The sequence below is a fragment of the Mycolicibacterium rhodesiae genome (assembly GCF_002086695.1).
Classification (GTDB): Bacteria; Actinomycetota; Actinomycetes; order Mycobacteriales; family Mycobacteriaceae; genus Mycobacterium; species Mycobacterium rhodesiae.
This window is the reverse complement of record NZ_MVIH01000008.1, coordinates 139987-151943: the sequence shown is the minus strand read 5'-3', so window position 1 is coordinate 151943 and position 11957 is coordinate 139987. Positions and strand designations below refer to the sequence as shown.

General features: G+C 65.4%; 16 protein-coding genes. 4 read left to right on the top strand and 12 right to left on the bottom strand.

Annotated features, from left to right (window positions below; translation table 11 throughout):
• Nucleotides 1–10: 10 nt before the first annotated feature.
• The 8 genes from gjpA to BST42_RS17890 form a co-directional block, all read right to left on the bottom strand.
• Nucleotides 11–1207: an outer membrane porin GjpA gene (gene gjpA / locus BST42_RS17925; RefSeq protein ID WP_133057478.1), complete on the bottom strand. Its 1197-nt coding sequence runs from the start codon at nt 1205–1207 to the stop codon at nt 11–13.
• A 225-nt stretch (nt 1208–1432) separates the two neighbouring features.
• Entirely contained in the window at nt 1433–2236 is an 804-nt protein-coding gene (locus tag BST42_RS17920; protein ID WP_237159495.1) for a L,D-transpeptidase, read from the bottom strand.
• A 99-nt stretch (nt 2237–2335) separates the two neighbouring features.
• Entirely contained in the window at nt 2336–3154 is an 819-nt protein-coding gene (locus tag BST42_RS17915; protein WP_083120651.1) for a CbtA family protein, read from the bottom strand.
• The gene (locus BST42_RS17910; protein ID WP_083120650.1) at nt 3145–3369 is read right to left on the bottom strand and encodes a CbtB domain-containing protein; all 225 of its coding nucleotides are present in this window, start codon (nt 3367–3369) and stop codon (nt 3145–3147) included. Before BST42_RS17910 ends, BST42_RS17915 begins: the two co-directional genes overlap by 10 nt.
• Nucleotides 3370–3387: 18 nt before the next feature.
• Nucleotides 3388–3705 (bottom strand): nitrile hydratase accessory protein, encoded by a 318-nt coding sequence (locus tag BST42_RS17905; protein ID WP_083120649.1) that lies wholly within the window; start codon nt 3703–3705, stop codon nt 3388–3390.
• Complete coding sequence (gene nthA / locus BST42_RS17900; protein WP_083120648.1) at nt 3702–4322, bottom strand: nitrile hydratase subunit alpha; 621 nt, start codon at nt 4320–4322, stop codon at nt 3702–3704. The genes BST42_RS17905 and nthA overlap by 4 nt, the downstream gene beginning before the upstream one ends.
• Nucleotides 4319–5056: a nitrile hydratase subunit beta gene (nthB, locus tag BST42_RS17895; protein WP_083120647.1), complete on the bottom strand. Its 738-nt coding sequence runs from the start codon at nt 5054–5056 to the stop codon at nt 4319–4321. Before nthB ends, nthA begins: the two co-directional genes overlap by 4 nt.
• On the bottom strand, nt 5056–5586 hold the full coding sequence (locus tag BST42_RS17890) for a DUF1097 domain-containing protein (RefSeq protein ID WP_083120646.1): 531 nt from the start codon (nt 5584–5586) through the stop codon (nt 5056–5058). The genes nthB and BST42_RS17890 overlap by 1 nt, the downstream gene beginning before the upstream one ends.
• A gap of 320 nt (nt 5587–5906) precedes the next feature.
• Between BST42_RS17890 and BST42_RS17885 the strand changes: the two genes are divergently transcribed.
• The 3 genes from BST42_RS17885 (at nt 5907) to BST42_RS17875 (ending at nt 8041) form a co-directional block, all read left to right on the top strand.
• Nucleotides 5907–6905, top strand: a complete 999-nt coding sequence (locus tag BST42_RS17885; protein WP_083120756.1) for a GlxA family transcriptional regulator — start codon at nt 5907–5909, stop codon at nt 6903–6905.
• A 203-nt stretch (nt 6906–7108) separates the two neighbouring features.
• Nucleotides 7109–7747 (top strand): hypothetical protein, encoded by a 639-nt coding sequence (locus BST42_RS17880; RefSeq protein WP_083120645.1) that lies wholly within the window; start codon nt 7109–7111, stop codon nt 7745–7747.
• Between the two features lie 60 nt (nt 7748–7807).
• Nucleotides 7808–8041 carry a hypothetical protein gene (locus BST42_RS17875; protein ID WP_083120644.1) on the top strand — a complete coding sequence of 78 codons (234 nt, stop codon included), beginning with the start codon at nt 7808–7810 and terminating at the stop codon, nt 8039–8041.
• A gap of 8 nt (nt 8042–8049) precedes the next feature.
• Here BST42_RS17875 and BST42_RS17870 read toward each other — a convergent pair whose 3' ends face one another.
• Genes BST42_RS17870 through BST42_RS17860 form a run of 3 tightly spaced genes read right to left on the bottom strand, consistent with a single transcriptional unit; the run spans nt 8050 to nt 10209 of the window.
• Nucleotides 8050–8844 carry a glycoside hydrolase family 16 protein gene (locus BST42_RS17870; RefSeq protein ID WP_083120755.1) on the bottom strand — a complete coding sequence of 265 codons (795 nt, stop codon included), beginning with the start codon at nt 8842–8844 and terminating at the stop codon, nt 8050–8052.
• A 52-nt stretch (nt 8845–8896) separates the two neighbouring features.
• Complete coding sequence (locus tag BST42_RS17865; RefSeq protein ID WP_083120643.1) at nt 8897–9286, bottom strand: YchJ family protein; 390 nt, start codon at nt 9284–9286, stop codon at nt 8897–8899.
• A 20-nt stretch (nt 9287–9306) separates the two neighbouring features.
• Nucleotides 9307–10209: an NAD-dependent epimerase/dehydratase family protein gene (locus BST42_RS17860; protein ID WP_083120642.1), complete on the bottom strand. Its 903-nt coding sequence runs from the start codon at nt 10207–10209 to the stop codon at nt 9307–9309.
• Nucleotides 10210–10429: 220 nt separating this feature from the next.
• Between BST42_RS17860 and BST42_RS17855 the strand changes: the two genes are divergently transcribed.
• Nucleotides 10430–10909, top strand: coding sequence for a hypothetical protein (locus BST42_RS17855; RefSeq protein WP_083120641.1), 480 nt, complete (start codon nt 10430–10432; stop codon nt 10907–10909).
• A 37-nt stretch (nt 10910–10946) separates the two neighbouring features.
• Here BST42_RS17855 and BST42_RS17850 read toward each other — a convergent pair whose 3' ends face one another.
• Nucleotides 10947–11903, bottom strand: a complete 957-nt coding sequence (locus tag BST42_RS17850; protein ID WP_083120754.1) for a mechanosensitive ion channel family protein — start codon at nt 11901–11903, stop codon at nt 10947–10949.
• Nucleotides 11904–11957: the final 54 nt, after the last annotated feature.

Genomic DNA, 11957 nt, shown 5'->3' with positions numbered 1-11957 from the left:
TGACCGTCGGCTACCCGGCGGCGGCCTTCGCAGGCGCCTTCGCCCGCGCGCTGGAGCCCTTGCCGGCACCTGCCGTCGCCGGGGTGCGCTTGGCGGTGGTGTTGCCGCGAGATGCGGTACTACTTCCCTTGCTCGCCTTGACATCACGGTTCGTGGTGGCCTTGGGGGCGACCGGCGTCGTCACGGTGGCGGTGGGTGCGGCGGCCAGAACGGACTTCGGCACCTCGTTGGCCGCCGCCAAACCGCTCGGCGCAGCCACGCTCCGGGCGGAGGCGGCAGCGCTCGCGGGAGCGGTCCACCCGATGGACTTCGCGATCGCTCGGGTGAAGTCCATGAACGCGCCGATCGGCCCGACCCCGGTCCCGGTCGCGAGCGGGACGTGGATGTGGAAGACACCGAGCAGGTTGTTGTCGTACGCGAAATCCAGCGCATTGAAGATCGAGCCGCCCGGACTCAGCAGGCCGCCGAGAGCAACGCCGACTTCAACGCCGTCGGGAAAGGTGACGCCGATCGCCGGTCCGAATGCCTTCGCCAGCGCTGTGAGGTCAACATGCTGGCCGCCGTTGAGGAATGCGTCGGTCATCGCCGCCGGAATGTTCGTCAACGTGCCGAGCGCAGCAGCCACGTCGGGCGTCGGCGAGGTGAGCTCCGCCCGGATTGCGTCCACGCTCGACGACAACACGATCAGGGGACCGAGCACCGGACCGGCCATGCCGAGAATCAAGCCGCTCAGCGCAGTTGTCGAAAAGCCCAGCAACTGCCGCCCAGTCGGCGAGATGATGAGGTTCAACGCTTCTGGGACACCGGGCAACTGCAAGACCGCGGGCAGCAGTTGGTAGAAGGTTCCGTGTGTGGGGTCCAAAGTGCTGAGATCGGGCGCGACCGGTGCGGCCAGCGCGGCCCGGAGATGGGTCTGGATCTGGTTGGCGATGGCGGTGAAGTCGGGCAGCTCTTTGAGGTAGGAGATCTGGTTGGCGACGATCTGCTGTAGTACCGGAGCGGGCGCCTGGCGCCAGGTGTCGAACAACGCCTGCGCGTTCTGGCCCGCCCTGGTGAAGATGTCCGCCCAGTCGGCGCTGGCAGCCAACTGAATCGCGGGGGCGGAGTGGATATCCAGTGCCGGCGGGGCCAGCGGGCTGATCGCGATGGCGCTGGCGCCGACCACTGCCGCCGTGGCGGCAACAAAGGGCCGAGGGACTGCATACATAGTGACTCCCCGTCGTCGTGTCACCCCTGACCCATGAGCAACCTACCCCACGGCCGAGGTGGAAAAATCGAATTCGGCAGGGATGAGCCGTGTTTGGACCGTCCGGCTGGTCCAGCAACTCCCGGTGCTGCGGCTTCTGGCAAATTACTCAGGGGCCTGCAGACGCAGACGTTGCCGCATCTCTGTCCGCGTGCGGCTCCCTCAGCGAACGAAAACGCGAACGGGCTATCGCTGCCAGTCGCTGGAGCCGTCGACCCTGGTGTAGGTGCCGGTGGAGTTCTTCACGATGATCGGATCGCCGGCGCCGAAGTTGTCGTAGAACCAGCGGGCGTTGGCCGGGCTGATGTTGATGCACCCGTGGCTGACGTCTCGCTTTCCCTGATCGTCGACCGACCAGGGAGCACTGTGCACGAAGTTGCCGCTGTCATCGAATCGCACGGCGAGCTCGACTGTCGTCTTGTAGCCGTATGTGGAGTTGACCGGGACCCCATAGGTCGAGGAATCCATCACCACCGACGGCATCTTCTCTTGCACGTAGTACGTCCCGTTGGCGGTTTGATGCCCACCTGCCGCCATGCCCATCGACATCGGGATGGTCTTCTCCACCACCCCGTTGCGAGTGACGGTCAGTTGGTGGGTGGCGTCGTCGGCGGTGGCGATCAGCGTGTCACCGGTGCGGAAGGTCGACACGGTACCGCCCGCGTCGACAGTCACTGTGGTGTGCGCAGGCCAAAAGCTGAGCGGGCGCCACCGCAACTGGGTGGGGGTCATCCAGTAGAACTTGCCGGGGACCGGTGGAGTCGACGAGACGTGGATGGCGTTCTCGGTGGCGCCCGCATCCTCGACCAATCCGGGGAAGTCGATGATGATCGGTTGAGCCACGCCCACTGTCGAGCCGTTCGCAGGAGCTATCCTCGGTGGCCCGAACGGCGCGACGCCGGTGAACGGCGTCGGGTCCTGACCCGCGGCCGGATCACCCGGATCTGCCAGCGCCGGTGCGGCATTCGCTACCAGCAGGCCGGCGACCATCACAGCGGCGGCCCGGGTGATCCTCGTCCAGCGCGACATCTGCGTTCTCCCATCACGTGCTCTGGGAGTCAGTGTCGCATGACGGATTGCCGAGATCAGTCAGGTTGCAACATAGTCCATTCCGACCGAGCGCTGCCGATGGCGAGCGGCCAGCCCCGACAGAAGGGCCCACGTCACGCCGATCGTCGTCCACATCAGTGCCTGGTTCAGCAGCGAATACACCCGGAAATCGGCGAGCACCTGAGCCGGGAAGCCCTCCATCAGGATGCCGTCCGGTCCGGAGAGCGGGCCGGGAACCTCGTGGAATCCGGGTAGCGACACGAACGCGATCAGCATGACCACGGCGTAACCACCGACCGCGAGCGCGGTCGCGGGCCAACTCCCCCACCGCCGCGACCAGGCCAACCCGGCCGCCGTCGCCACGCACGCCGCGATCACCGAGACCACGGTGACGGTCAGGAAGGCCGAGCTTCGCGCACCGATGGTCTCTTCCAGACCGACCGTGGGCGGATTCGGCGGATACTTCAGGCCCGGCACCAACGTGATCGCCCCGAACATCCCCGCCGACAACAGCAGCGCCAGGCCGGTGGGATCGGCCGTGCCGCCGCGTCGTTCGACCGCAGAACGAATCACGGTGTAGGCCACCACGAACAGCACGCCCATCGCGACAGCGAAGGCGATGATTCCAACGGCCGCACCGAAGTTCTCTTGCACCGAGCGGCTGAAGAGCTCGTGGCCGTGGCCGTGAGCTTCTCCGGCGAGCTCGGCCTCGGCGTGTTCTCGAGCACCTTCATAGTCCACCGCGGTGGAGATCAACGGCTCGATCAACCACCGGCTGAACGCGAAGCAGACGATGCCGCCCATCACACCCGGGACGAGATAGCGTACGGCTGAGGGTAATTCGGCGGTCAGTGGCACGGGAACCCCAGCAGGTGCCGTGCGTCGTGCACGAACTCGTGGATGTGAGTGTCCGACCCGAACACCGACACGGCACCTTGGTCATATCCGACGAAGTAGTAGACGATCAGTGCGAGCAGCGTCAACACAGCCAACCGCAGTGGGCTGGCAAGACTGTTCGCGGCCGCACGCAGGTCGAGACCCGGCGCACCGACGGTGGGATTGGCTTCGTTCATCGAAAGGTCCTCGCAGTTCTAGTGGTCGTGGTCGTGCTCGTGGGCGAGCGCGTGATCGTTGGCGTCGGTGAGCAGCGGCGCAGTAAGGAGCTCGTGGCGGTCGACCAGCTTCTCCAGCGTGGCAACCCAGTGGTCGTAGTACTCCCATTGCCCCCGTTCGGCTTCGGGACGGCCTTCCCACTCGCCGATCGTCGAGATCAGGGTCTCCTGGAACTCGCTCCAGGGGTAGTGCCGGAACTCCGAGAGTGCGAGCGCCAGCCCGAAGGCGCGGCGCTGCCACTCATGGTCGAATTGCGGTGCGGCCTGGTCGGTGGTGCAGGTGTCGTGCAGCTTCATGACGTCGGACCCGCCAATGCCACTCCGATCATCGACTCCGTGGTCACCAGATCCATCAACATCTCGTCGGTGAAACCTTCCGTGCCCGCCGGCCTTTCGGGAATGACGAACCATCGGGAATGGCCGCTGGAGTCCCACACCTTGATCTCGGTGTCGGCGGGCAGCTCGAGTCCAACCTCGGCGAGCACCTTGCGTGGTTCGCGGGCGGCGCGCGAGCGGAACGTCGGGTCTTTGTACCAGTAGGGCGGCAGGCCGAGCACCGGCCACGGGAAGCACGAGCAGAGCGTGCAGATCACCAGGTTGTGCACACCGGCCGTATTCGCCACCGCCTGCAGATGTTCGCCCTCCGCGCCCGCCATCCCCTCCGGCAGGTCCAGTTCGGCGACGGCCGCAGGAGTGTCCACCACCACCTTGGCCGCGAATTCGGGATCAGTCCAAGCTTTTACGACAATCTTCTTGCCATTGAGCGGTGTCATCTCCGTCTCGAAATACGCCAGGACCTTGTCCACGGTCTGCGGAGTGATGACGCCCTTCTCGATGAGCAGCGCCTCCAACGCAGCCACCTGCTTGGCGCTGGCCTCTTCGCGGTCGGGCGGGTAGGCGAACTGGCCGGTCATGATTCCTCCTCGATCGGTGCCAAATAGGCTTCGAACAGCTCGGCATAGAGCTTCAGCGGGCCGCCTTCGGCTCGCGGACCCCAGATCTCGGCCGGGTCGAATTCGACGATGTAGATCGGCATCGGATCACCGATGCCGTCGCCCGTGTGGGTGAAGTAGCCATAGTCACCCTCGAAAACGCGTTCCACGGTGCCGACCCGGCCACGCAGGTAGCCGGGCAGCCGGCTGTGCGCGTCAGCGGGCACATTGGTGATCCGCACCTGCGAGCCGACGGCGAACTTGGGGTGCGCGACGTCTCGGCGGGGGCTGTCGCCCAGACGGAGGTAGGCGATCACCTGGTCGTCGATCGCCGGAAGGTCCTGGGCGTCGGCGCCCGTAGCGGCCTCGGCCATCCGGTCGGCGAGTTCCTCCTCGGTGACGTAACCCTTGTCGATGAAGAACTGGGTGATACCGCCCAACCACTTTTCGTAATAGCGAAACTTGAAGTAGTCGAACGGATTCATCGCCTCGGCGCCGGTCCGCAGGTCGGCCCACGTCCACTCGTCCTTGAAGGCGGTCGGCACCTCGTCGATGGGATACGCCGGCAGCGCCGCTCCGAGGTGGTTCGACAACCCCATCATCGCGACGTGGATGCCGAAGATGCGCTTCTCCCACTCCTCGACGAAGACCCGCTTCTCCAAGGTCAGTGGTTCAGGCAGTCCTTCCAGGCCGCCAAGGTAGTGCTGCAGTTTCATCAGGCCGGACTTCCTTCCGTATGCGGGGGTGCGGTCTCTGCCACCGTCTTCTTCGTCATCGCGGTCGCCAGATATTCGGAAAGCAGGCCGAAGGATGCTCCGAGGACGCAGGCGACCGCGGCAACCAACCCGGGGTGGGAGATGGTGGTGACGGTGATGTCGTTGCCTCGTCCGGCGACCGTCGAGACCGTGGATGCGAATCCCACGACGACAGCAGGGGTGGTGGCCAACAGGGGCACCCACGACGCCTGCACCATGACGGCGCTGCCGACGCCCACCGCGATGGCGGTCACCAGCAGGCTCCCACCCATCAGGTAAGCGGCGTACAGGCTGGCCGAGGCGATGACCACACCGACGATGTTCGACGAGACCGACCGAACCCAGCCGGCGACACCGCCACCGACGAAGAAGAACGATGCCCACGCCAAGAACACCACCCAGATCGGCACGGTGATGACTTCGGCAGTGAACGCGACTGCCACGCCGCCGAGCACGCCGATGCTCAGCGTCAGGGCTGTCCGAGAATCCATGGCCACCTACTTCGAAGGGTTGATGACTCGCTTCGGCGCCGGAGCGAAGTACGGTGAAATCAGCCTCCGCCCAGGCGGTTTCAGCGGTGTTACGGCCCGGTTGCTCGGCCCGTCAGCTCCGGACACGAATCGCGCAATTCCGGACTTCATCGTTGCGCCCCGCCGTTCGCGTTGCCGTCGCTCGGCGGTGCGGCTACGTTGGCTTCACCTCGGATGGGGTCACGAGAGGACAGCACCGGGTGTCAGACGAGCACAGATCACCGCGGCCGGGCGCCGCCGGGCGTGGACCCGCCGATGCGCAGGGATCACCGGCGCCCAGGATCGTCGTGTTCGCGCTGTACGACAAAGTGACGTTACAAGATGTGGCCGCGCCGCTCGAAATATTCGCGCGGGCAAACGATTTCGGCGCAAGGTACCAGGTCATCCTGGCGTCGCTGACCGGTGAGGCCGTTAACACGACCTCGTTTGTCACCCTCAAAGTGGATGTGCCGCTGGCCGACGTGCCCGACCGGATCGACACCTTGATCGTGCCGGGCGGGGTGCCGCCGGACTTCTACTTCACCCCTGGCGAGCACGACATCCCCGAAGAGCAGACACCTGACGTCGTGGCATCGGCCTTGGAGATGGTGGGCGAGCTGGCTCCGCGGGCGCGCAGGGTGGCCTCGGTCTGCACCGGCGCGTTCGTGCTGGCGGCTCTGGGCCTACTCGAAGGCCGCCGGGCGACCACCCATTGGGCGCATTGCCAGGAGTTGGCGCGCACCTACCCCGAGATCGAAGTGGTGCCCGATTCGTTGTTCGTCCAGGACGGCCCGTACATCACCGGAGCGGGAATCAGTGCGGGGGTCGACCTCGGTCTGGCCATGGTTGAAAGCGACTACGGCCCCGACGTGGCCCGGCGGGTAGCGCGGTGGATGGTGGTGTTCCTGCAACGCCCTGGCGGCCAGGCCCAGTTCAGCGTCTGGACCGAGGCGGCGTCGCCGGTATCACGTGGGCTTCGCGAGATCCTCGACTCCGTGGTGACCGATCCGGCAGCCGATCACTCCATCGCGTCGATGGCCGAACGCGCCGCCGTCAGCGAGCGGCACCTGGTTCGCATGTTCCGCGATCAGGTCGGGTTGACGCCGTCGCGGTTCGTCGAGCAGGCGCGGCTGGAGGCGGCGAAGGTGCTGCTGGCGACCGGCGATCACGGCCAAGAGACCGTCGCGCGGCGGGCCGGCTTCGGGTCGGCGGACACCATGCGCCGGACCTTTCGCCGGGCATTGGGCGTGTCACCGAGCTCCTACCGAAGCCGTTTTCGCACGACCGGAATCCATCGCTAGGTCCCTCACCCGACTCCTTGTGGTGCCAGAGTGAAAATTGATGACGACACAGCAAGCGCGGATATATTTGCCTGTGCGTCATTAGATGGTTACAGTCACAGCTGGGTTGGGTACTACCTCGGCATATTAAGGACCGGACCGTGACATCGAGCATCAACCCGTCATTCGCAGCAAAGATCTGTGCCGTATGTGTCGGAGGGCCTGTGATCGCCCTCGTGATCGGGGCGCCCGTCGCTCTGGCGGCGCCGTCCACCGGCACCGCACACAAGCAGGCGTCTTCCGACAACTCGAACAGCACCAGCAAGCGGCACCCACGTGTGCACGCCGCCGCGGATCCGCAGCCCACGCCCGATTTCGCCGTCTCGTTCAATGGCCGCACCGTCGTCCAGTCCGGCAGCGCGACGGCGACGTCGGATCCTGGATTCAACTTGGCGGTGGCGGGCGCCGGCAGCAGCGCGCACGCCGGCGGCGGTCTGTTCAATTTCGCGGTCGCGGATCACAACAGCACCTCCGATGCGACCGGCGGGATCCTGAACTTCGCCAGTGCCGACTATGACAGCCACGCCACCGCTCACGATGGGATCTTCACCGTTGCCACGGCCCAAAATGGCAGCACCGCAACGATTACCGGTGGAAAGCTCAACATCGCCGATGCCAGCAACGGCAGCACGGCATCGGTGAGCGGCGGTGACCGGAACCAGGCGATCGCAGACGGCAGCGGGAGCGTGGCGTTCGCAGGCAACGGCAGCAACAACGAGGCGACCGCGTACTGCGGCTCGCATGCCGATGCCAGTGGAGGCGACAACCTGTTCGTGACCACACCGGCCGGCGGCTGCCAGTAAGACTCGCCATCCCCCATCGGGGCTGTTTTCGCGCGGTAGATCGTGGGCATTAGAGGACACATGAACAAGCTGGCCCGAGTTCGGCATGCCGAGCAGCGCGTCGTCAAAATCCAGCGGCGGGTCTGGCTGGCGCAGGTGTTGATGTGGCCCACGATCATCGTCGGCGCAATCGTCGCGGCGGGTGTGGGGGTCTGGTTCCTTCAGCGCCGGTCGGGCGGTGGACGGCACGAGATGCCGGAGACTCCCGGAGCGCACGAGGCCGGCGTTGTCGATGCGGGAACCGGCGGGGTGTAGCGGCCTCGCTACCAGATGCGGATCCAGTCGATCAGCATCGCCGCCGGCCACGTACCCAGCGAAGGATCACCGCCACCCGGCCCCCCGACCGCGAGGGTGAACATCGGCGACAGCCAATAGCCGGGATTGTTGAACGGCCAGCGCAAGTCGGTGGGATTGCCGTGCACCGGGATCGGCTTGGGAGGCACAGTGAAGTACGGTTTCGCGCCGTCTACGTAGTCGCGCCAGAACTTGAATCCGTCAGCGTCCCAACGCATCCGCCAGGTGTGCCAGCCGTCGTCGACCAGTCCGGCAATCGACTTGCTTTCCCACGTCTTGCCGTTCGATGCCGCGTGGACGGTGGTGCCCGGCGCCCAGCTGCGGTTGCCGTAGAACTCGAAGATGTCGACCTCGCCGTCGGGCAGCGGGTCTTCGTTGACCGCCCAGTACGCGGGCCACGCCCCCGACGTCAGACAGTCGAGCTTGGCCCGCGCTTCCCAGGTGTGGCCCATGGGGACCCGCCAATTACCCCGCACCTTGCCGCTGAAGTACTGATCGTCTTCGTGGGTGGCGAGGAGCACGAGGTTGGAGTTTCCGTCGAGGAAGACGTTGCGCCGGTCGTCGCGGTACTGGCTCTCGACCGGCGGCCAGACGTCGTCCTGCCAATTCTGAATCGACCAATTCGCCGGGTTCGGGGCCGACCCCGCCGGTCCGTCGAAATCGTCCTGGAACAGGAAGGGGGCTTCCGCGTTCGCACTCGGGATCGGTAGCGCGGCGGCCAGCAGGCCCAACACCGACATCAATATCATGCTTCGACGGTCCAATTCGGGCACGGCTCGACCATAAAGCAGCGGCCGCGCTCGGGCGCGGATTTAATCAGTCGAAGATGTCCCCGTCCAGGTAGAACCAGCGGCGGGCCCGCACGGCGAAGCGTGACCGCTCGTGTAACACCCCAGGTCGGGGGCCTTGTCGGTACTGAGCCCGGAACTCCACTTCGCCGGTTTCGTCACCTGGCTGACCGGCGACGGTGTCGAGGAGTTCCAGCCCGGTCCAGGTCAGTCCGTCGGTCGGCGTCAGCGAGTCGGGGCGGGTGCGCGGATGCCAGGTCTGCCAGATGTAGTCGAGATCGCCAACGGTGTAGGCGCTGTATCGGGACCGCATCAACTGTTCGGCCGTGCCCGCCGGGCTCTCGCCACGGTGCAGCGGCAGGCAGCAGCGGCCGAACGGTGCGCTCGAGCCGCACGGGCACGGATCGGTCGGGCGCATGCCGTCAGTGTGGCAGTCAGTCAGGCGCCGACCAGCTCCGGGCGGAACTTGGCTGCCATCCGCCGCATCCCGTCGCGCCAGTCGACGGTGGTGCCCCCGATGAGCTCGTGCATTTTGGTGACATCCAGCGGATTGCCGCGCAGCGCTTGATCGCTTTCCTGGAAAACCGGTTCCGTGCCGACGAGCGATCCGAGGAAGGTGCACCATTCCTGAACGCTGACGTATTGGTCACCGCCCCAGTTGACGGTGGTGGCCGGAACTGACGCCACCTCAAGCAGTTTCGGGATCATCGCGATGATGTCGTCTTCATGGATCGGGTTGTAGACGGCCGGTCCACCGGGCGGGACGGGGACAGGCATGCCGCTCAGCATCATCTCCATCTGGAAGTACGGCCAGCCGCCGTTGTCGCCGTAGGGAACGTTGAGGCGCGCGATTGTCGTCGGGACGCCGAGGGCACGTGCCATGGTCGCGACGACAGTTTCGCCCGCGATCTTGCTGATGGAGTAGGTCGGCAGCAGGCTCTTGTGGTTGTCGCCATAGACGGCGCGTTCGGTCCGGGGCTCGTCGCCGGGCGGGTCGTAGACCGCGCCGGACGAACAGTGCAGAAACGCCGTTGCGTCGCGGCAGTGTGCCATGAGAAGGCCCGCCGATTCCGCGTTGGCGGCGAGGTCTTTGTCCCAGCGACCGCTCTTGGCCACCGCCAAGTTCAGGACGTAGTCGAAATCGGACGGCAGACCGGTGAAGTCCCCGGCCGCCATGTTGACGGTCTCGCACCGGACACCGGCCTTCTCGAGGCTGTCCTTGACCGCCGAATCGGTGAACCGGGCGATGCCCCACACCTCGTTGTCCGGCGCCATGGCGAGGGCGACAGGGGTGGCGACCTGGCCACTCACTCCAGTGATCAGAATCTTGGATCCGCGCATCGGCTGATGGTAGGCAGGCCGACGGGGAGAGCGATCTATTTTGTCTCGGTGGGTTGACACCCGGTCACCAGCAGTTTCAACGATCGCGTGACGGGTACCTGAACAAAACCTGAACGCAGCCAGTAAATTTACTGGATCGAGTTGTGCAAGCTCGCTCGAACAGATCTAGCCACGGCCCCATCGACGAGGCCAACGAGCACGTCGGAAACGGAGCCACTAGTTGAACGCCCGCATCTATCTTGTAATTTCGGCAACGCTGCTTGCCGCGACACTCCTGTTCGCACCCAGCGCCACCGCTGAGCGGATCCCTGGGGCAGAAGCCGCGATCGCCAAGGCCGAAAGTGCGCTCGGGTCAGACATGTTCGGCCCATACGGCTGCGAGGCGTTCGTGGCCTATGCCTTCGACGTGCCGCAGGCGAAGTACGGCTGGGATGGCGCCGCCGAAACGATGTACCAAACGCTGCTTCAACAAGGTCAGATACATACCGATATGGATGCCCCACGCGGAGCGCTCGTCTTCAGCAAGAGCCCGTACGGTGCGCACATCGACATTGCCCGCGGTGACGGAACCTATGTCTCCGGCGGCGTCCAAGGACTCAAGCGAGGGTACGGCGACGGGCACAACATCCAGATTCTGCCGACTCCTCATGTGGGGTCCGGCTGGACTTACCGAGGCTGGAGTCTGGGCTACCCCCAGTGATTTCTTCTCTCCGATGCCATAACGGCCCAGTCCCGCCTCAATTCTCGGCGTTCCCGCCTACCACGGCGTGGATGCGTCCCCGCGGATACGGCAGCTCGATGCCGTTTTCGTCGTAGGCCTGCAGGATCTCTCGCAGGAGGCGGCGCTGCACCGACCATTGCGCGCCCGGCCTGGTTTTCAACGTCATCCGCAGCTTCAGTAGGTCTGGGGCAAGTTCCTGTACGCCGAGCATCTCGGGCTCGCCGAGTACCTTTGCGCGCACGGTCGGATCCTCGAGGGCCTGAGCGGCCGCCTCCAGCGCCACCCGCTCCGCCTGCTCGACGTCGGCGGTCAGCGCGACCGGCACCTCGATACGGGCCACCGCATATTCCTGGCTCATGTTGCCGACCCGGGAGATCTCCCCATTACGGACGTACCACAGCGTGCCGTCGATGTCGCGGACGGTGGTGATGCGCAGACCGACACTTTCGACCTCACCGCTCATCTCGCCGAGGTCTACGACGTCACCCACCCCGTATTGGTCTTCGAGCAGCATGAACACGCCGCTGACGAAGTCGCGCACCAGATTCTGGGCACCGAATCCGATCGCGAGGCCAATCACGCCGGCCGAGGCGATGAACGGCGCGAGATTCACCCCCACCACGTTGAGAGCTGCCAGCACCAACCAGGACAGCAGAATTATCGACACTGTGGATTTCAGGACCGACCCGATCGTGTGAGCGCGCTGCTGGCGTCGAGTGCTGGCTTGATCGCTGATGGTCGTCACCGGGCCGCCATGACGAAGGCGCCGCAGTAAGGCCGGCTTCGAATCCTGGGGCCGCTCCTGGACGCTGCTCTTGCCGCTCCGGCGGATGGTGGCACGGTCGATCATCCGGTGCAGCACATACCGGACGATCAGGACGACGACCAGGTACGCCGCCAGGCGGATCGGCACCTCCACGAGCCAGTGCTGGGTAGTGTCCGTCCATTCCAAGGCCAAGTTGCGTGCATCCATGTTCACGACGTTACGTACCCCGAAAGCCGGAAAGGTTCACCTCCCGCGGGTCCG